This window comes from Vibrio sp. FF266 (genome assembly GCF_041439695.1).
GTDB classification, from domain to species: Bacteria; Pseudomonadota; Gammaproteobacteria; order Enterobacterales; family Vibrionaceae; genus Vibrio; species Vibrio tasmaniensis_A.
Genome location: NZ_JBGOOO010000002.1, coordinates 168883 through 189634, shown reverse-complemented (window position 1 = coordinate 189634; position 20752 = coordinate 168883). Strand labels below are relative to the sequence as shown.

Genomic DNA, 20752 nt, shown 5'->3' with positions numbered 1-20752 from the left:
CTCTTCTCTTCTCTTCTCTTCTCTTCTCTTCTCTTCTCTTCTCTTCTCTTCTCTTCTCTTACTAGCTTGGTACAAACACTTTTGTGTACCACACAAAGAAAAAGCCCAATCTACGACAGATTGGGCTTTGAAATACATATTCTTGGTAAAGACTATTCAGTGATTACTGGGACTTCTTCACTGTAAAGCGGTTCGCCCTGCATAATACTGATTTCAACACGACGGTTTAAGCTACGTTGCCATTCAGTATCGTTCGGCTCTACTGGCTCAGTGTCGGCCATACCGCGCACTCTCAAGCGTTGATGAGAGAAACCGCGTACCTTTTCCATCTCTTGAGCCACAGACACCGCACGCTGCGATGACAAATCCCAATTAGAGCGATAAAGCTCAGAATCAAGACGTTGATTATCAGTATGCCCAGAGATTCGGACAATGCCCGGAACATCTTTCACTAACTCAGCAACCTGTCTAACCAATGGTCGGAACTTAGGTTGTAGGAAAGCAGAACCCGATGGGAATGCGCCTTTTTCACGAATTCGAATCACAATTTGCTGGCCAAGGTTTTCCACCTCAATCGCGCCTTGGTCGATCTCTCGTTCCAACGCCTTCTTGATGCTCTCCATCAAGGTTTCCATCTCTTGAGACTGTTCTTGAGCTTGCTGTTGCTGCTGATCTGATTCTGAGTTTTGGTTGTTGTGCGCAGAAACTTCTGCTGATTTACCACCCGTCATCTTGCCCTGATCACGCATTGTACCGCCAGCACGCTCAGATTCCCCTTCATGAAACTCGAGAGTTTGCTGCGTAATATCAATGGTTTGCTGCATGATTACATCAATAGGCGTCGGTTCTGGGCGACCAGGACGAAACTCCTGCGCAATAATGCTGGTACCTTTAGGAATGTCTTTTACTTCCAAGCGGTTTTGTACACCAAACGCGAATTTCATTGAGCCTGCGATCTGTTTAAATTTCAGTACGTCCATCTCAGAGAATGAGAGGAGCAGTACAAAGAAACACATCAACAATGACATCAAGTCAGCAAATGTTCCCATCCATTGTGGCAACCCCGGAGGGGGACATTTACATGGATTTTCTTCATCCATTTTTATTCCCCTTAAGCCATTTCACCATCAATCGTACGTTTACCTTCGTTAAGGTAACTCTTCAGGTAACCGTCAATAACTCGTGGGTTTTGACCATCTTGAATCGCGAGTACGCCATCCATCACCAAACGACGATTCAGTGTCTCTTGGTCACGACGTAGAGCAAGTTTGTCCGCGATAGGGAAGAACACCATGTTCGAAAGAATTGCACCATATAGAGTGGTTAAAAGTGCAACCGCCATCGCCGGCCCGATCGCTTTTGGATCATCCATGTTCGAAAGCATGGCAACCAAACCAACCAAGGTACCAATCATACCCATTGCGGGTGCAACATCACCAAAAGCTGTAAATACTTTAGCGCCCTGTTCGTGACGTTCTGTGGTTAACGCGATGTCTTTTTGCAGTGCTGCACGCACTACATCACCATCATGGCCATCAACTAATAGGTCGATGCCCTTTTGCATGAAACTGTTGCTGATTTCCATCTCTTCAAGTGCTAAGAAACCGCCTTTACGCGCGGCATCCGCCATCTCTACGACTTTAGCAATAAGATCTTCTGGCTCATCGGCTTTAAACATAAATGCTTTACCGGCGATTTTTGCCGCACCAAAGAACTGTCCCATGGTGAATTTCATTAGAACAACAAACGTTGAACCACCAATCACGATCAAAACGGATGTCGTGTCATAGAACATCCCGAGGCTTCCACCTAGGATCATTGCCATAATTACGAAGGCAAATCCACCAATCAAACCTATTAGGGTTGCTAAATCCACTGAGCACTCCTCATGCTTTTTTACAGTTCTACGTCGACGATAATATTCTTATCGGCAAGACTATAAGATCTTTTAGTTAATTCTTCGTCTAAGTATCACACTTTTCGTTTTTGAATCACAACTATTGGCTTACTTTGGCCTTATCCAAAGCGTATAAACTCGATAAAGCCACGGTTATTCAATCAAAGTAAATTCAAGTGCCTTAAAAACGAACTTTCTAGCAAAAATTCTTGGTTACATTTGACCATCTCAGCGGCCTAGGGTAACGTTCGTTCATCTTTCCAAACGCAGATTTATTATGGCTACTAAGAAACCTGAAAATATGAGCTTTGAAGCGGCTATCGAAGAGCTTGATGGCTTGGTTGATCAACTAGAAAATGGTGATCTAGCTTTAGATGATGCGCTGAAAAAGTTCGAACGAGGCATCTCCCTCGCTCGTGCTGGTCAAAGTAAACTAAACGACGCTGAACAGCGTGTTAGCATCCTTCTGCAAAATGATGAAAATGCAGAACTGAGTGACTTTAACCCACAACCTGAATAACAAATTGTATGAGATCCCCTATGATCGAGACGTTATTGTCTTATCAAGCACGTAATAACGAGCAACTTAACCTTTGGCTTGATCGCCTGCCACACCAAAATCAGAATCTCATTAACGCGATGCGTTATGGGTTACTTTTAGGCGGCAAACGCGCACGTCCGTTTCTTGTCTACATTACAGGGGAAATGCTCGGTTGCACTGCGGAAGAACTTGACACTCCAGCTTCAGCAATCGAATGTATTCATGCCTATTCTCTGATTCACGACGACCTTCCAGCAATGGACGACGACGAATTGCGTCGTGGCCATCAGACTTGTCACATTAAATACGATGAAGCAACGGCAATTTTAACTGGCGATGCACTACAAACTCTCGCATTTACTATACTTGCGGAAGGTACATTAAGTGCTGACGGTGAAAGCAATCGCGTTCGAATGATTCAACGCCTAGCTGAAGCCTCTGGTGCACAAGGTATGTGTATTGGACAAGCTCTTGATATTGAAGCTGAAAACCGCTCTGTCACGCTAGAAGAGTTAGAAGAAGTTCACCGCAATAAAACGGGCGCGCTAATGAAATGTGCGATTCGTTTAGGTGCTCTCGCTGCTGGTGAAAAAGCGTTTGAAGTGATGCCTCAATTAGACAAGTTCGCCGATGCCATTGGATTAGCATTCCAGGTTCAAGATGATATTTTAGATATCACTGGCGATACTGAAACTTTGGGTAAGCCACAGGGTTCTGACCAAGAATTGAACAAAAGCACCTACCCTTCTTTGTTAGGTTTAGAGGGCGCTCAAGAAAAAGCGCAAACTCTGCTACAGGAAGCGCTTCAAGCTTTGGCTGCAATCCCATACAATACCCAGTTACTCGAAGAGTTCGCCCGATACGTCATCGAGCGCAAGAACTAAGACAATAAGCGCGCATTACCTATGACTCTTGATATATCCAAGTACCCAACTCTTGCTTTGGCTGATAAGCCAGAGGATTTGCGTCTACTTCCAAAAGAGACGCTTACACAGCTTTGTGATGAATTACGCACCTATCTTCTAAACTCAGTGAGCCAGTCAAGTGGCCACTTAGCATCGGGCTTAGGTACGGTAGAGCTAACCGTTGCTCTGCACTACGTGTACAACACGCCTTTTGACCAGTTGGTTTGGGATGTTGGTCACCAAGCCTACCCGCACAAGATCCTTACAGGTCGTCGTGACCGCTTATCGACTATCCGTCAAAAAGATGGACTGCATCCATTCCCATGGCGTCAAGAGAGCGAATACGACACGCTTTCTGTTGGTCACTCTTCAACATCGATCAGCGCCGGGCTTGGTATGGCGATCAGTGCGAAGAAAGAAGGCAAGAATCGTAAAGTCGTCAGTGTGATTGGCGATGGTGCGATTACTGCGGGTATGGCCTTCGAAGCGATGAACCACGCGGGCGATATTCATAATGACATGCTGGTTATCCTTAACGATAACGAGATGTCGATCTCTGAAAACGTCGGTGCTCTGAACAACCATCTAGCTCAAGTTCTTTCTGGCAGTCTTTACACGTCAATTCGTGAGGGTGGCAAGAAAGTGCTATCGGGCGTTCCGCCGATTAAAGAGCTGGTTCGTCGTACAGAAGAACATCTAAAAGGCATGGTTGTCCCTGGCACCATGTTTGAAGAGTTAGGCTTTAACTACATTGGTCCGGTTGACGGTCACGATGTGAATGAGCTGATTAAAACGCTTAAGAACATGAGAGACCTAAAAGGTCCTCAGTTCCTGCATATCATGACGAAGAAGGGCAAAGGCTACGAGCCAGCAGAGAAAGATCCAATCGGTTACCACGGCGTTCCGAAATTCGATCCCGCACACTCAAGTCTGCCTAAGAGCACCAGCTCTAAACCAACTTTCTCTAAGATTTTTGGCGACTTCCTGTGTGATATGGCTGCGCAAGATCCTAAGCTGATGGCAATTACGCCAGCAATGCGTGAAGGTTCTGGCATGGTGCGTTTCTCGAAAGAATACCCAGAACAGTACTTCGATGTAGCGATTGCTGAGCAGCACGCAGTGACACTAGCAACTGGTATGGCGATTGCGGGTGATAAGCCGATTGTGGCTATCTACTCGACGTTCTTACAACGTGGCTACGATCAACTGATCCACGATGTAGCTATCATGGACTTGCCAGTCATGTTCGCTATTGACCGTGCTGGTCTTGTCGGTGCCGATGGTCAAACACACCAAGGTGCGTTTGACTTAAGCTTTATGCGTTGTATTCCAAACATGGTGATCATGGCACCAAGCGACGAAAACGAATGTCGCCAAATGCTATACACTGGCCACCAGCACACAGGTCCAAGTGCCGTTCGTTATCCTCGTGGTAATGGTATGGGCACCGAGATTCAAAGTGAGTTTACCGCACTTGAGATTGGTAAAGGTCGTATCGTTAGCGAAAGCAAAAAAGCAAAAGATGGCTCGAAAGTCGCTATCCTAAGCTTCGGTACTTTCCTTGAGAGTGCACTTCAAACGGCTGACGCTATCGATGCAACAGTGGCTGATATGCGCTTTGTGAAGCCACTCGATGAAGCTCTGATCAAACAACTTGCTGCTGACCACGATGTACTTGTGACAATCGAAGAAAACGCGATTGCAGGTGGTGCCGGCGCGGGTGTGATTGAATTCTTGATGCAAGAGAAACTGCTGATACCAGTATTGAACCTTGGCCTACCAGACAAGTTCATTGCTCAAGGTACGCAAGGTGAACTTCACGAAGAGCTTGGCTTGGACGCGAAAGGCATTGAGAAGTCTATCTCTGACTATCTTGCTAAATAGCCTTAACACGTAAGCTCGCAAGCTCTAAAGTCGTAAGCAATAAAAAGCAAAAAAGGTTGGCCCTAGGGTCAACCTTTTTAGTATCCGAGACTTAGCTTAATGTGCTTGCAACTAAGTCTTAATCCTTTAGCTAACTTAAACTAACCAGCCCGCGAAATGTGCCACTGCGTACAAGGCAACAGCCGCCATAATTCCTGCCACAATATCATCAATCATGATACCTAAGCCGCCGTGTACTCGTTTATCTAGCCAGCCAATAGGCCAAGGCTTCACCATATCGAAAAAGCGAAATAGGACAAAACCAGTGAATAACCATTTCCAGTCATCCGTAGGGATATTCAATAAAGGCACTAGACCCATGGTGATCCAAAAGCCCGCAAACTCATCCCATACGATAGAGCCATGGTCGTGTACACCCATATCATCAGATGTCACCTGGCAGATCTTGATACCGATAATACAACTAACAACCACTACTGCGACATAAGCAGGAAACGGTAACTGAACCAGCAATAGATAAAATGGAATCGACGCAAGCGTGCCCATTGTGCCTGGAATAATCGGCGATAAGCCACTGCCAAAACCCGTAGCCAATAAGTGCCAAGGATTTTTAAGAGAAATAAGAGAAAGTGGATTTGTCATCAATTAACCTTAAAGTGATCGTAACCAGTTAAGTTCCAGCTTAGTGGTTCACCATTATTGTGTAATTCAAAATATTCTACAGGTCTTATCTGGCCAATGCAGGTGACTTTTGTACCTGTGTGCGACAAAGCACTTTCCAATGAACCTTTATTCTCTTCCGGCACGGTAAAGCAGAGTTCGTACTCTTCACCACTGGTCAATGCATACTGCTGTGCAGAACCGGTATCAGAAGAGAATTGAAGTAATTCAGCGGAGATTGGTAACGCACTCACATCAATGCTTGCGCCGACCTGAGAACGCTTAAGGATGTGTTTTAAATCGGCAATAACGCCATCAGAGATATCAATAGCCGATGAAGCTAGGTTCACGAGAGCTTGACCCGCCAATACTCTTGGAGAGCTCAAGTAGTGCCTCTCTTCTAGCTCAAGTGCATAAGGCTTAGCTTTGTTCTGTTCTGGGTCTAATATCACCTCTAGCCCAGCTTTGCTGTCACCTAAGTTACCCGTTACGTAAATCCAGTCCCCCACTTTCGCACCATCTCTGCGTAGTGCTCGGCCTTCTGGCACAAAGCCCTGTACAGTCAGCGTTAAACTCAGCGGCCCTTTGGTCGTATCACCACCAATAAGTTGAATACCAAAATAGTCTGCAAGTTTGAAGAAGGAATCACAGAAGGGAGCAAGCCATTCTTCATCGACTTCTGGCATGGTTAACGCAAATGAAACCCAGGCAGGCGTCGCACCCATCGCCGCAAGATCGCTAATGTTCGAAGCCAAAGCCTTATGTGCCACCCAAGCTGGGTTTGCCTCTGCTAAAAAGTGCGTGCCCGCGACTAAAGTATCCGTGCTAATCGCTATCTCAACATTGCCCGGCGCTTTGACCAAAGCACAGTCATCGCCAGCAGCCAGATGTACGTCTTTACGTTGTGGTTGTCGATTTACAAAATATTTTTCAATCAGGTTAAATTCGCCAGACATCACATGCCCTATCTTTAGTCTTCATACAAATCACCGTAATTATTAATATTACAGAAATTTAGTTACAAAAAAGGCCAGCATAAAAGCTGACCTTTAGATTCAATATACGAACGTCTTATTTCTTACGAACGTGCGGTGCAGCTTTATCAAGCACACCGTTAACAAACTTATGGCTGTCTTCTGCTGCGAATACTTTCGCAAGCTCGATAGCTTCGTTGATAACCACTTTGTATGGTACATCTTCGCGACGAGTCATCTCGTACATAGCTAAACGTAGAAGCGCTAGTTCCATCAGATCCAGATCTTGCATAGGGCGAGATACGAATGGACGAAGCTTGCTATCAAGTTCCATGTGGCTAAGAGCAACACCAGTTAGCAGGTCGCGGAAGTATGCAACGTCTGTTTCTGGCATAGCAAGTGCAGGTTCTGCAGCATGATGCTCTTCTTCATCATACTTACCACCAGATAAGAACTGTTCTTCAACGGTAGCAATATTTTCTTTAGTAATTTGCCAAGAATAAATTGCTTGTAGAGCAAATTGACGTGCGTTACGACGTGCGGCTGGTTTCACACTGGCCCCCATTAGGAATCGATTTCAGAAAGAACGTTGATCATCTCAAGTGCGCTAAGTGCGGCTTCTGCACCCTTATTACCAGCCTTGGTTCCTGCGCGTTCAATAGCTTGATCGATCGTATCAACAGTAAGAACACCAAACGCTACTGGAAGAGAAAATTCCAGAGACACTTGTGCCAAACCTTTATTACATTCACTACAAACATAGTCAAAGTGAGGTGTACCGCCACGGATTACTGTACCAAGAGATACAATCGCATCGAACTTACCTGTTTTTGCAACGCGTTGCGCTACAAGTGGAAGTTCTACTGCACCAGGGCAACGAACAACAGTGATGTTGTCTTCGCTTACTTGTCCATGACGCTTTAAAGTATCGATTGCACCAGAAAGTAAACTTTCGTTAATAAAACTGTTGAAACGAGCAATAACGATAGCAATTTTTGCATTTGGCGCTGGGAAGCCACCCTCGATCACTTTCATAAGCCTTCCTTTAACTATTTTCATCAAGTGAGAATCGCCGGATTCTAGCACAAAACTGTGAGCAATATCTAATGCTAATTTAGAAGAACAGACACCGGAGATGTAAAGATGATAACGCAGCGCTGCTGCCAACCATATTGGAGCAGCAAGTAGCCAAACTTGTGTATTCGACACGTTTTGAATCGGGCTTGGCTACTTTGCTCTTTTATCGAAATTAACCTCTAAAAGAGCCACTGAAATCATCGGTAAATTATGTCGCTATAAACGGACAGACGTCATCTTACTCGCAAACGTATTCAACAACGTTAAGGCCAAAACCACCCAATGCGTGGTAACGCTTAGTGCTTGAAGACAACAAACGCATATCATGAACACCGAGGTCTTGTAGAATCTGAGAACCCACACCAACACGACGAGAAGTACCCTGTTTCTTAGCCATGGTTGGCTGCTCGTTCTTATCTTGCGCTTCGAATGTCTTCACTTTGTGAATCAAAGAATCAGAAGACTCTTCGTTGCCCAGAATAACCAGCACACCGCCTTCATCGCCAATACGCTTCATCGCTTTATCTAGCGACCAGCTACGCTCTGTACCACGGTCTGAATGAAGCAGGTCAGTGAACGTGTCATGCAGGTGAACACGCACCAAAGGAGCACCTTCGGTTAAGCTGCCTTTTTGCATTGCATAGTGGATCTGGTTATCGATCGTGTCACGGTAAGTCACAAGCTCAAAGTCACCAAACTCTGTTGGCAAATGGCATTGTGCTACACGTTCAATCGTCGTTTCTGTGTTGTTGCGGTATTCAATCAAGTCAGCAATGGTGCCTAATTTGATATCGTGTTTTTCAGCGAAGACTTCAAGATCAGGACGACGTGCCATGGTGCCGTCGTCATTTAGGATCTCAACGATAACAGACGCAGGCTCACAGCCTGCTAACCGAGCTAAGTCACAACCTGCTTCAGTATGGCCTGCGCGCGTTAGAACACCACCTTCTTGAGCAGTCAGAGGGAAGATATGGCCAGGTTGAACTAAGTCAGCCGCTTTTGCGTCTTTTGCCACAGCAGCTTGAACGGTAACAGCGCGGTCTGATGCAGAAATACCGGTTGTTACGCCCTCTGCCGCTTCAATTGAAACCGTAAAGTTCGTCGTGTATTGAGCGTTGTTGTCTTGAACCATAGGCGCTAGACCCATGCGATTTGAACGCTCTTTGGTCAACGTTAAGCAAATTAAGCCACGGCCATACATCGCCATGAAGTTAATCGCTTCTGGCGTAACATGTTCAGCTGCCATGATCAGATCGCCTTCATTTTCGCGATCTTCATCATCCATCAGGATAACCATTTTCCCTAGGCGAATGTCTTCAATAATTTCTTGAGGAGTACTAATTGGCATTGTTCTATATCCTTTGAAATGGTTCTGCTTCCTAGAACCGACACTATTTAAACCTGATGATATTGCTGCGCTTTTACAAAGTACTCTTTAGCAAGCTTTGTACAAACAGTTAAGCAAAACCATTCTGCTGTAAGAATTCCATCGTCAATCGAGATTCAGGCTCAGACTCTTGCTGTTGGCCTTGAAGTAGACGCTCCATATAGCGCGCTAATACATCGACTTCTAGATTCACTTTGCGACCAACATTGAATTGATCGATGGTGGTTTCTGAAGAGGTGTGAGGAACGATCGTCAGCTTAAAAGCATTCTTGCGTAAATCATTCACCGTTAGGCTAATGCCATCTACGGTGACTGAACCTTTTTGAGCCACGTACTTTGAGATATCTGCAGGCATTTCTACCCAGAACTCAATCGCACGACCGACTTGGTTACGCTCAACAATCTCACCCACGCCATCAACGTGACCCGATACAATATGACCACCGAAACGCGTGGTCGGTAACATTGCTTTCTCTAGGTTGACCTTATCGCCAGCTTGGTAATCCACAAAACCCGTTTTTTTCAGGGTCTCAAGCGAAAGGTCTGCACTGTAGCTATGGTCGTTATACTCAACAACCGTCAAACAAACACCATTGGTCGCGATACTGTCGCCTAACTTGACGTCAGCCATATCAAGATTACCAACATTAACCGTTACGGTGATGTCTTCTCCGCGGGGAGTGATTGCACTCAATGTACCTACGGCTTCTACAATTCCTGTAAACATTTTAAAACTCTTTTTGTTGTCAACGACACGTATGTAGTTGGAGTGACTATTTCTACTTTGGTGTTGTTACTACTGGTTTCGTCACGATTTATTTCGCGACTATTGGTTAGCCGCAATTGGTTTCGCGACAGTAGGTTTCGTAACAATTGATTTCGCAATAATAGGTTTAGCCACGATGCGAATATCCACACCAACCTGTCGAACATCTTTAATTTCTAGGTCAATCACATCAGACATTGAAGTGAGCCCTAATGCGCCCATCAAACCTCGTCCGTCACTGCCCATAAGTTTAGGTGCTAAATAGAGGATTAGCTCATCCACCAGCTGTTCTTCAATCAAGCTCTTGGCCAATGTCGCGCCCGCTTCGACCCAAATATGATCAATATGGTTCGCTGGCAATTGACGCATCAGATCGTGCAAATCGAGCTGACCTGCCTTTGTGGTTCCGACTTCAATATCAGCAGACGCTTCAGCGACTCTCAATACCGATGTTGGAGTTTGGAATAACTTGAGCTCAGGATACAGTTGATTTTGGCGATCAAGAATTACACGAATTGGCTGACGCAACTCGTCTTCAACGTAATTTGTTTTGGTACTGCTTGGCAACTCTGCCCAACGAACATTCAGCGACGCGTTGTCTTCAATCACCGTTTGGCTGGTTGATAGCACCGCGCCTGATTTTGCTCGAAAGTTCTGAACATCACGACGCGCTTCTGGCGATGTGATCCATTGGCTTTGACCATTTTCCAATGCCGTTTGTCCATCAAGGCTAGCGGCCATCTTTAACTGAACAAATGGCATGCCCGTTTGCATACGCTTAATAAATGCAGGATTTAAATCGAGAGCATCTTGCTCTAACAAGCCGATTTCAACCTCAATACCTGCGTCGCGTAGCATCTTGATACCACGGCCTGCGACTTTAGGGTTTGGGTCCTGCATGGCACAAATCACTTTTGAAACTTGAGCCTTAATCAAACCTTCAGCACAAGGCGGCGTTCTACCGTAATGAGAACAAGGTTCAAGTGTGACATAAGCGATCGCACCTTTTGCCTTATCACCCGCCATTCTCATAGCGTGTACTTCGGCATGAGCTTCGCCAGCTTTGGCATGGAAACCTTCGCCAACGATCTGGCCATCGGTTTGCACGATGACACAACCCACATTCGGGTTTGGTGCAGTAGTGTAAATGCCGCGTTTGGCTAACTGAATAGCACGCGACATCATTTGAAAATCTAGGGAAGTAAAGTTTGACATGATTGAGGAGTTAATCCTCTAATTTAGCGATTTCTTCGCCAAACTCTCGGATGTCTTCAAAGCTGCGGTAAACAGAGGCAAAACGAATGTACGCCACTTTGTCCAATTCTTTCAATTGGCCCATCACAAGGTTACCAATCATCTCGCTTGGTACTTCACGCTCACCAGTCGCACGGAGTTGTGACTTAATCGTGCTGATCGCAAGTTCAATCGCATCAGCACTCACTGGGCGTTTTTCTAGGGCGCGCTGCACACCACCGACCATTTTATCTTCATTAAATGGTTCGCGGTTTCCATTCGACTTTATGACTTTAGGCATCACAAGTTCTGCCGATTCGAAAGTCGTAAAACGTTCACTACATGCAAGGCATTGACGGCGACGACGAACCTGATGGCCATCGGCTACCAGTCTTGAATCGATTACTTTAGTGTCGTTCTCTGAACAAAAAGGACAATGCATATCACCTCCAAATAATTGAATATCAGTGTAACGGAATTGCCAAACGTTAGGAAAGAAAAAGGGCCAATTAAGGCCCTTTTGTGTGGTAATTCATTGATTATTGCTACTCGAGCGCCATTTCAAAAATGAGCTGAGGAGTAAAATTAACGACCAGCGTTAACCGCGAACTAAATAGTTCGCTTTACCTACCCACTTGTAGCTTGTCAGCTCTTCTAAGCCCATTGGGCCGCGAGCATGCAGCTTTTGAGTAGACACAGCAACTTCAGCGCCTAAACCAAACTGTGCGCCATCTGTAAAACGTGTTGATGCATTCACATAGACTGCAGCTGAACCGACTGAATTAATAAAGCGCTCTGAGCTCTCTAGACTGTTAGTCATAATCGCATCTGAGTGACTCGCGTTGTGTACGCGCATGTGGTCAATCGCTTCTGCCACATCCGCAACTACTTTTACGCCTAGCGTGTAGCTTAACCATTCAGTGTCAAAGTCACCTTCAACTGCATCACGTTGGTCTTCGAAACTAGTAAGCAATGATTTTGCACTAGCGTCAGCAACCAAGGTTACTTTGCCTGCTAAACGCTGTGTTAGCTTAGCAAGGAAAGCCTCAGCAACCGCTTCATGCACTAATAATGTATCCAATGAGTTACATGCAGATGGACGTTGAACTTTCGAGTTTTCAACCACATCAACAGACTTCTCAAGATCAGCGCTCTCATCAACAAAGATATGGCTGATACCGAAACCACCGATGATCACTGGAATGGTGCTGTTTTCTTTACACATTTTGTGCAGACCAGCGCCACCACGAGGAATGATCATATCCACGTAGTCATCCAGTTTAAGCAGTTGAGAGACAAGTTCACGATCGGGTTTCTCGATGTACTGCACAGAAGCCGCAGGAAGTTCCGCTTTCTCTAATGCAGACTGGATTACTTTAACCAGCTCCATGTTTGAGAAGAATGTCTCTTTGCCGCTACGTAGGATGCTTGCGTTACCAGTTTTGAGACACAGTGCTGCAATATCGATGGTTACGTTTGGACGCGCTTCATAAATAACACCAACCACGCCAAGTGGTACACGACGGCGAGACAGTGACATACCGTTTTCAAGTACCTTACTGTCAATCTCGCTGCCGACTGGATCATTCAGGCTAATCACGTTACGTACATCGTTAGCGATACCGGTTAAGCGTTCTTCGTTCAGCAATAGACGATCAAGCAGTGCATCAGTCAGACCCGCTTCACGGCCAAGTTCGATATCTTTCGCGTTTGCTTCTAAAATCGTTGTTGCGCTTGCTTCTAGCTCATCAGCGATAATCGCCAATGCTTTATTCTTTTGCGCCGTAGATGCGGTCGCTAGGTGGAAAGCAGCGTCTTTTGCTGCGATACCCATGTTAGTTAAATCCACGTTTAACTCTCCCTAAATTCTGTCTGTCTTTGGATGCAAAAAGGTGATTCGCCTTCTCATCACGAGCTATTCTTGGATTACAACAAGGTCGTCACGGTGAATGACTTCTGACCCGTAATCGTAGCCAAGGATGTCGCCAATATCTTTACTGTGCTTGCCTGCAATTTTTGCTAGGTCTTGGCTTGAATAACTGGCGATACCACGCGCAATTACTTTGCCTTTACTGTCTGTGACTTGGGTGACTTCACCACGAGAGAATTCGCCTTTAACTCGAACAACCCCTTTCGCCAACAAGCTGCTGCCTTTAGTGTTGACTGCGTTTACTGCGCCGTCGTCGACCACAATGTCACCAGCTGAAGCAGGGCCCGCTAGAATCCAGCGTTTACGGTTTTCAAGCGCTTCCGCTAAAGGCAAGAAACGTGTGCCTTGTGGGTTGTCACTCAGTGAGTCAAACACCACATTTTCAGCACTGCCCGCAGCAATAATTACTTCGATGCCAGCGCGACGAGCAATATCAGCCGCCTGCAGTTTTGTCGCCATGCCGCCAGTACCTAACGTAGTACCACTGCCGCCTGCGATCTTACGCAGTGTGTCATCAATGGTTTTTACTTCTTTGATGAGCTCAGCATTTGGGTCTTTACGAGGGTCAGCCGTAAACAGGCCTTTTTGGTCCGTTAATAGCAAAAGCTTATCAGCACCGCACAAAATACCCACTAAGGCCGACAAGTTATCATTGTCGCCCACTTTAATTTCGTTGGTGGCTACTGCGTCGTTTTCGTTTACTACCGGAATAATGTCGTGCTCAACAAGCGCATTGATCGTGTCACGTGCATTAAGAAAACGCTCGCGATCATCGAGATCAGCACGAGTCAGTAGCATCTGGCCAATCTTAAGGCCATAGATAGCAAACAAAGACTCCCAAACTTGAATCAACTGACTTTGCCCAACTGCCGCAAGCAATTGTTTGCTTGCCATAGAGTTGGGAAGTGCGGGGTAACCAAGGTGCTCACGTCCGGCTGCAATTGCGCCAGACGAAACCATAACCACAGAGTGGCCTTGTTTTTTTAATTCAGCACATTGACGAACCAGCTCAACCATATGAGCGCGGTCTAATGCCAATGTTCCACCAGTTAAGACACTGGTACCCAGTTTAACAACGACAGTTTTACGCTGTGTTGTTGTCCCGCTTTGATGATTTGTTGTCATGAAGTCTTTTATGGATAAAACAAATAAGAGGTGATGTTTTAGCAATCAAAAGGGGAATTCACAAGCAGAAAAGGTGCGAAATCGCACCTTTTTGCTTTATATAGAAGAGTAACCTTTAAAATCAGACGAATTCGACAGACTCTTCGTCTAACTGAACGCCGATTTCAAATTTCTTTTGAAGTTCATCAACCAGCTTTTGGTGAAAGGCTTCTTGAGTTCGAGAGACCTCAGCGATCGCCTTTTTAGGTAATGGCAAAGGATCCCAGTTACCATCGATGTTGTATTTACCCGTGTTGTACTTCGCCGAAAATCCTTCTTCCGACTTATCCAACTCCAACCACCAGCCCCAAAACTCACGTTCTTCTGGCGATTTTTTATCGTTCACACACACAGACAAGCAATCAAAAATATAGTGGCCTTCTTCTGATTGCGGCTCCCTTAAGTAAGGGCCTATAGCCTTTAAAACATTTAACAAGCGATAATGCGTAGGTTGTTGTGTCACTTCTGACATATTGAATCTCCATTTCAATGTTAAGAATGACGTTACTCAGACTGTTATACGTAGAAACTACGCAATTGGATTTTATAAATTACCGATGAGTATCAGGTACTTACTTTGTACACTTTTCATGCTTAACTAATTTAGGAGAAATGTCATCTAAATAATTCATCCTCAAGCCACTTTATCGCCAATTCGAGGGATTGCTCATAACCTTGTGTAATTGACTTAGCTTTGATTTTCTTCGCTTTACCGTAATCACTGTAAATAGCAACCAGTTGGTTATCCATTGGAGGTGATACTGGGTCGCCCTCTAACGCTAATGCCAAGATAGGCACACTGGTTTTACTGTTTGACAGCAAACCTTGCACCTTGAGTGACCACGCCATCAATTGCCCAGAAAGGCTATTGATATCAACGGCCCCTTTACCGAGACGCGAAGCCAACACATCTAAATGCATTTTAGGCATCTGTTTCAATTTGTCGGCATGAACAAAGATATCGTGAATTGGCGCGCCTAAAGAGATACACGCTTTAAGCTTATGCTGCTCAAGGAAAGATAATCTCACCATCGCATTGCCACCAAAGCGGAAGCCAAACAAGCCAACCTTGAGGTGATCGACCCACGGGATGTTAGGCAGTTCATTCAAGACTGCTTGGTGAAGACAAGATGAGTCTTCTGTTAACGGCCAATGTGCACTGTGCCCTATCGATGGCATGTCTACCGTTAGCATGGCAATGTTCTTTGGTGCTAAATAATCCCTAAACAAGCGCCACATATCGGTTTGCAAGCTATCTAGACCAGCGCTGACAATCACAACCGGTTGTGGTTTGTCTGTTTTGGTTAGATGTAAGTTCGCTTTGATCTTCTTGTTTTGGTATGGAATATCAATCTGTTTGACGATCAACTTCGTATGCTTAATTGCTTCAGAATAAGCTGCGTTGGCCAACACTTGAGCCTGAGCCGCCAAATTGTCGTTCTTGAGATGTGGGTAGCCCGCTATGCTGAAGCACAACGATGCTGAAAACAGCTCTTCAGCCATTTCTTCCCCCTTCTTCTCGTTCGAGCGATTTTGATGCTGCATACCCAGTTTGGTCCATTCGTATGCCCAGTTACCACTTCGGTAACCCATGACCGTATCAAGCCACTCATCGGTTGTACGAGAGTTATCTGATGACGCGATGCGAGCCAATACCGCTTCTTGCTCAATGGGGTTAACGCCTTGCCATACCCACTGAAGACGTCTTAGGTTTCGGTACCATGATGAGTTTTGCTGTTCACGCTTCTCATCCAATAACGCTTCAGAGCTTGGCATGTATTGTGTCAGCATTGAGGTCTCTTTAGCCTGCTTGTGCTTTACAAACAAGGTTTCCGAAAGGTTTGAGCTCGTTTCTTCTGATTCAGACATTGGGATACTTAATAAGAAATGGTTGTTACTAATCATATAAAAAAAAATGACCCTATAAAGGGTCATTTCTCAAAAAACTAAGTTTACGCTTATTTTGACTTGCGATTTACCGGCTCAACGTAGCTTAGGCTAGTATCCCAAGGTTGCTCAATCCATGTGTCTTGAGCGATATCAACGATGTACTCGTCTAGCAAGTCAGCACCAGATGGCTTTGCACACACAGCGATCAGTTTCGCTTTCGGGTACATTTCGCGAAGCTTGCGTGCAGTGTCACCACTATCAACAAGATCTTCAACGATTAGGAAGCCTTCGCCGTCACCTTCAGGTGCTTTAACGACGGTCATATCACGTTGGTGATCGTGGTCGTAGCTAGAAATACAAATCGTATCTACGTGACGAATACCTAGCTCACGAGCCAAGATTGCACCAGGAACCAAACCACCACGGCTCACTGCCCAGATGCCTTTCCACTGCTCTGCTGGCATTTGCTTTTCAGCAAGTTGACGGCAGTAAGTCTGCATGTTGTCCCAAGTGATAACGAATTTGTTGCTCATAGTATAAAACCTAATAATTTTGTCATGTTATTAGAGGCTATTTCAAACATAGCCTCTTCAGCGATTAAGCAGAAATCTAGACGATTAAGCGAAAGTATATTTAAGAATAAAGATAGCCGACATTACCCACACAGCAGGTGAAACATCGCGACCTTTACCACTTAGCAGCTTAATTGCAGCGTAAGCGATGAAGCCTAGTGAGATACCCTCAGCGATAGAGTATGTCAACGGCATAAGCAGACATGTTACCACGACTGGGGCTGCTTCCGTAAGATCACGCCAATCAATACCAACTAGGCCAGACATCATCAAAATTGCTACATAGAACAACGCACCTGATGTTGCGTAGGCTGGAATCATACCGGCAAGCGGTGAGAAGAAAAGAGCCAGTAGGAACAAGATACCAACAACAACCGCTGTTAGACCGGTACGGCCGCCTTCAGCGACACCCGCAACACTCTCAACGTAAGAGGTTGTATTTGATGTACCTAGCAGTGCACCAATTGATGTTGCTGTTGAGTCAGCAAGCAGTGCCTTGTTCAGACGAGGCAGTTTACCGTCTTCTTTGATTAGGTTTGCTTTCGTTGCAACACCAACCAGAGTGCCCGCTGTATCGAATAAATCGACGAACAAGAAAGCGAATACTACTGAAATCATACCTATTTCAAATACAGCAGAGAAATCAAGCTGCATGAATGTTGGTGCAAGACTTGGTGGTGTCGACATGATGCCGCCGTATTGAACGTCACCAATAGCAATACCGACAGCTGTGATAGCTAGAATCGCAATCATTACTGCGCCTTTCACGCCACGGTGAACAAGAGCAATCGTAAGGAAGAAACCAAGCGCACCTAGGATAGGAGCAATCGCGGTAATGTCACCCAGTGAAACTTTCGTTGCAGGGTTAGAAACAACGATGCCAGCATTGCTAAGAGCAATAAACGCTAGGAAAAGACCGATACCTGCAGAGATACCAACACGCAGAGACATTGGGATCGAGTTGATAATCCATTCACGGATCTTAAAGATGCTTAAGAAGATGAAGATCACGCCTGATACGAAAACCGCTGCCAGAGCAACTTGCCACGTATAACCCATCCCCATTACAACAGCGTAGGTAAAGAATGCATTCAAACCCATGCCTGGAGCTTGAGCAATTGGGTAGTTAGCAACAAAGCCCATGATGAAACAGCCAATAGCAGCTGCTAAACAGGTTGCTACAAATACAGCGCCATGGTCCATACCAGCATCAGCTAGAATCATTGGGTTTACAAAAATGATGTAAGCCATTGTTAGGAAGGTTGTTAGACCTGCGATGATTTCAGTGCGCACATTGGTGCCATTTTCACTGAGTTTGAATAGCTTTTCGAACATTATCGAATCCTATAAGGGTAAAAAGTAAACGGTTGCGTAATCGATTGGCTGTGGATTATAAAGTTATCAAATAACAAATTCCAGATAGAATTAAGGCTCTAATCGATCTTTATCAGAATGCAGTATGAAACAGAGCGATTAAAAATGAAGACTGAAAGATAAAGTAACGATTAAAAACAATAAGATAAGTAAGATAAATACGATGAAAGTACTTGGCCATTTTTTAAACCATCAGTTATTTTCATTGAGAATCTAGCTAATAAATTCCGAATTCAAACCCACAATAGTTATGTATTTTTCAACAGGATCAGTAATAAGGCGCAAATTGATATTTCGGCGTTTAAAAAACAACCACGCAGAACAGCAGGAAAAGTGATAAGCGAAAGCGGTTTGGAAAAGTAGCAGGCAAAAAAAACGCCACTCAAAACTGAGTGGCGGTAGAATCTGTCAACCAAAAGGGCTGTAAAATAATTCCAATATATAGGGGTGAACAAAACTGTTCGAGTTACATGCTTGTGGTATTAGTAACCAAAGCTTGTAGGGTATGCAAAGTTGCTAGTGTAAACAGAGCTGTTAATCCAGAACATTGCAGATGGTAAACCTTTCATAACTATCACCTTAATAAATCAATAAAAAACGAATTTGATTTCTCGGTTCCTTGGAGGCGATAAAACGGACTCATCCTTTGAGCATTTACTCTTCACTTCAGAAGTTGGTTATTAATATACCCTAAAGAAAAAAGATTACAAGTATTTTTTGCTATGCGTCACACTTTTGGCTATTTACGGTTATTTCACAAACTCATTTTTGTAATTAAATTACAAAATAGAATTAAACAAACGTTTGCCTGTACCATTTATAAGCATCAACGCGCTTATTTATGATCAGATAGACAAGATCGCTTTCAAAATTTGAGCTATTTGAGGTTTAGAACCGCTACTCGTCAAAACGCTCAAGTGGTATGCTGTTGCCATCAAAACAGACCCATATTTTAGATTTTTGTTCTAGTTTTTTGCCATTACAAAACCTAAATATATGGTTATCAAATAAAAAAGGAGTCATCCGTGTCTGAATTCCATTCTGAGATCAGTAAATTGTCCCCTGCCCCTATTTGGCAGTTTTTCGATAAAATTTGTTCAATCCCGCACCCTTCGAAACATGAAGAAGAACTTGCTCAATACATTATTGCTTGGGCAACAGAGCAAGGCCTAGATGTACGTCGTGACCCAACGGGTAACGTATTCATCAAAAAGCCTGCAACGGCGGGTATGGAAAACAAAAAAGGTGTCGTGCTGCAAGCTCACATCGATATGGTTCCACAAAAGAACGAAGACACAGTTCATGACTTCGCTAAAGATCCAATCCAACCATACATTGATGGTGAGTGGGTTACAGCGAAAGGCACAACGCTTGGCGCTGATAACGGCATGGGCATGGCTTCTTGCCTAGCGGTTCTGGCTTCGAACGAAATCCAACACGGCCCTATCGAAGTTCTACTTACCGTAGATGAAGAAGCAGGCATGACTGGTGCTTTCGGTCTTGAAGCGGGTTGGTTAGAAGGCGATATCCTTCTTAACACCGATTCAGAGCAAGAAGGCGAAGTGTACATGGGTTGTGCTGGCGGTATCGACGGCGCAATGACATTTGAAATTGCACGTAACGCGATTCCAGCTGACTTCGTAACACGTAAGCTAACGCTAAAAGGCCTAAAAGGCGGTCACTCTGGTTGCGACATCCACACAGGTCGTGCAAACGCAAACAAACTGCTTGCTCGTTTCCTAGCGGGTCACGCAAAAGAGCTAGACCTTCGCATCGTCGAATTCAAAGGTGGTAGCCTTCGTAACGCTATTCCTCGTGAAGGTTTCGTAACGGTTGCTGTTCCTGCTGAAAACCAAGAGAAACTGGCTTCGCTATACAACTACTACACAGAGCTGCTTTCAACAGAGCTAGGTAAAGTAGAAGACAGCATCGTGACTTTCAACGAAGAAGCTTCTGTAGAAATGGGCGCACTTGCGTCAGCAGACCAAGCTCGCTTTATCGCGGCACTTAACGCATGTCCAAACGGCGTGATTCGTATGAGTGACGAGATTGAAGGTGTTGTTGAAACGTCTCTAAACGTAGGTGTTATCACAACAGAAGAGAACTCAATCACAGTGCTTTGCCTGATCCGTTCTCTTATCGATTCAGGTCGTAGCCAAGTAGAAAGCATGCTTCACTCTGTTGCTGAACTAGCAGGCGCTAACATCGCATTCTCTGGTGCTTACCCAGGTTGGAAGCCAGATGCAGATTCAGAAATCATGCACATCTTCCGCGACATGTACGAAGGTATCTACGGTCACAAACCAAACATCATGGTTATCCACGCTGGTCTTGAGTGTGGTCTATTCAAAGAACCTTACCCGAACATGGATATGGTTTCTTTCGGCCCAACTATCAAGTTCCCTCACTCTCCTGATGAGAAAGTGAAGATCGATACGGTTGAGCTATTCTGGAATCAAATGGTTGCACTGCTTGCAGCTATCCCAGAAAAAGCATAA

20 protein-coding genes are annotated in these 20752 nt (G+C 44.9%); 4 read left to right on the top strand and 16 right to left on the bottom strand.

Annotated elements, in window-relative coordinates:
- Positions 1-152 precede the first annotated feature (152 nt).
- Entirely contained in the window at positions 153-1100 is a 948-nt protein-coding gene (locus ACED59_RS02625) for a flagellar motor protein MotB (protein ID WP_009847463.1), read from the bottom strand.
- Positions 1101-1111: 11 nt separating this feature from the next.
- The gene (gene pomA, locus ACED59_RS02620; protein WP_009847464.1) at positions 1112-1876 is read right to left on the bottom strand and encodes a flagellar motor protein PomA; all 765 of its coding nucleotides are present in this window, start codon (positions 1874-1876) and stop codon (positions 1112-1114) included.
- 298 nt (positions 1877-2174) lie between these two features.
- Here pomA and xseB point away from each other — a divergent pair, with 298 nt between their 5' ends.
- Genes xseB through dxs form a run of 3 tightly spaced genes read left to right on the top strand, consistent with a single transcriptional unit; the run spans position 2175 to position 5227 of the window.
- Entirely contained in the window at positions 2175-2417 is a 243-nt protein-coding gene (xseB, locus tag ACED59_RS02615) for an exodeoxyribonuclease VII small subunit (RefSeq protein ID WP_004734405.1), read from the top strand.
- 20 nt (positions 2418-2437) lie between these two features.
- Positions 2438-3322: a (2E,6E)-farnesyl diphosphate synthase gene (gene ispA / locus ACED59_RS02610; protein WP_017096792.1), complete on the top strand. Its 885-nt coding sequence runs from the start codon at positions 2438-2440 to the stop codon at positions 3320-3322.
- A gap of 21 nt (positions 3323-3343) precedes the next feature.
- Positions 3344-5227, top strand: coding sequence for a 1-deoxy-D-xylulose-5-phosphate synthase (gene dxs, locus ACED59_RS02605; protein WP_017096791.1), 1884 nt, complete (start codon positions 3344-3346; stop codon positions 5225-5227).
- Positions 5228-5362: 135 nt separating this feature from the next.
- On the opposite strand, the gene pgpA is transcribed toward dxs, so the two are convergent.
- The 14 genes from pgpA to ACED59_RS02535 form a co-directional block, all read right to left on the bottom strand.
- Positions 5363-5869 carry a phosphatidylglycerophosphatase A gene (pgpA, locus tag ACED59_RS02600; RefSeq protein ID WP_009847467.1) on the bottom strand — a complete coding sequence of 169 codons (507 nt, stop codon included), beginning with the start codon at positions 5867-5869 and terminating at the stop codon, positions 5363-5365.
- Positions 5869-6843: a thiamine-phosphate kinase gene (gene thiL / locus ACED59_RS02595; protein ID WP_029223794.1), complete on the bottom strand. Its 975-nt coding sequence runs from the start codon at positions 6841-6843 to the stop codon at positions 5869-5871. The genes pgpA and thiL overlap by 1 nt, the downstream gene beginning before the upstream one ends.
- 115 nt (positions 6844-6958) lie before the next feature.
- Entirely contained in the window at positions 6959-7426 is a 468-nt protein-coding gene (gene nusB / locus ACED59_RS02590) for a transcription antitermination factor NusB (RefSeq protein ID WP_004734399.1), read from the bottom strand.
- On the bottom strand, positions 7426-7896 hold the full coding sequence (gene ribE, locus ACED59_RS02585; RefSeq protein WP_004734398.1) for a 6,7-dimethyl-8-ribityllumazine synthase: 471 nt from the start codon (positions 7894-7896) through the stop codon (positions 7426-7428). The genes nusB and ribE overlap by 1 nt, the downstream gene beginning before the upstream one ends.
- A 280-nt stretch (positions 7897-8176) precedes the next feature.
- Entirely contained in the window at positions 8177-9286 is a 1110-nt protein-coding gene (gene ribBA / locus ACED59_RS02580) for a bifunctional 3,4-dihydroxy-2-butanone-4-phosphate synthase/GTP cyclohydrolase II (protein WP_017096788.1), read from the bottom strand.
- A gap of 109 nt (positions 9287-9395) precedes the next feature.
- Positions 9396-10052 (bottom strand): riboflavin synthase, encoded by a 657-nt coding sequence (locus ACED59_RS02575; protein ID WP_017096787.1) that lies wholly within the window; start codon positions 10050-10052, stop codon positions 9396-9398.
- A gap of 99 nt (positions 10053-10151) precedes the next feature.
- A complete protein-coding gene (gene ribD / locus ACED59_RS02570) occupies positions 10152-11276 on the bottom strand; it encodes a bifunctional diaminohydroxyphosphoribosylaminopyrimidine deaminase/5-amino-6-(5-phosphoribosylamino)uracil reductase RibD (RefSeq protein ID WP_032499610.1) in 1125 nt (374 codons plus the stop codon).
- Between the two features lie 40 nt (positions 11277-11316).
- Positions 11317-11766 (bottom strand): transcriptional regulator NrdR, encoded by a 450-nt coding sequence (nrdR, locus tag ACED59_RS02565; RefSeq protein WP_004734394.1) that lies wholly within the window; start codon positions 11764-11766, stop codon positions 11317-11319.
- 156 nt (positions 11767-11922) lie between these two features.
- On the bottom strand, positions 11923-13173 hold the full coding sequence (locus ACED59_RS02560) for a glutamate-5-semialdehyde dehydrogenase (RefSeq protein WP_017096785.1): 1251 nt from the start codon (positions 13171-13173) through the stop codon (positions 11923-11925).
- Positions 13174-13239: 66 nt separating this feature from the next.
- A complete protein-coding gene (proB, locus tag ACED59_RS02555; protein WP_012604650.1) occupies positions 13240-14424 on the bottom strand; it encodes a glutamate 5-kinase in 1185 nt (394 codons plus the stop codon).
- A 76-nt stretch (positions 14425-14500) separates the two neighbouring features.
- Positions 14501-14890 (bottom strand): sigma factor-binding protein Crl, encoded by a 390-nt coding sequence (gene crl / locus ACED59_RS02550; protein ID WP_009847473.1) that lies wholly within the window; start codon positions 14888-14890, stop codon positions 14501-14503.
- A 143-nt stretch (positions 14891-15033) separates the two neighbouring features.
- On the bottom strand, positions 15034-16287 hold the full coding sequence (frsA, locus tag ACED59_RS02545) for an esterase FrsA (protein WP_029223793.1): 1254 nt from the start codon (positions 16285-16287) through the stop codon (positions 15034-15036).
- A gap of 89 nt (positions 16288-16376) precedes the next feature.
- The gene (gene tet(34), locus ACED59_RS02540) at positions 16377-16841 is read right to left on the bottom strand and encodes an oxytetracycline resistance phosphoribosyltransferase domain-containing protein Tet(34) (protein ID WP_009847475.1); all 465 of its coding nucleotides are present in this window, start codon (positions 16839-16841) and stop codon (positions 16377-16379) included.
- An 84-nt stretch (positions 16842-16925) separates the two neighbouring features.
- Entirely contained in the window at positions 16926-18215 is a 1290-nt protein-coding gene (locus tag ACED59_RS02535; RefSeq protein ID WP_012604654.1) for an NCS2 family permease, read from the bottom strand.
- A gap of 1064 nt (positions 18216-19279) precedes the next feature.
- Here ACED59_RS02535 and ACED59_RS02530 point away from each other — a divergent pair.
- Positions 19280-20752, top strand: coding sequence for an aminoacyl-histidine dipeptidase (locus ACED59_RS02530; RefSeq protein ID WP_012604655.1), 1473 nt, complete (start codon positions 19280-19282; stop codon positions 20750-20752).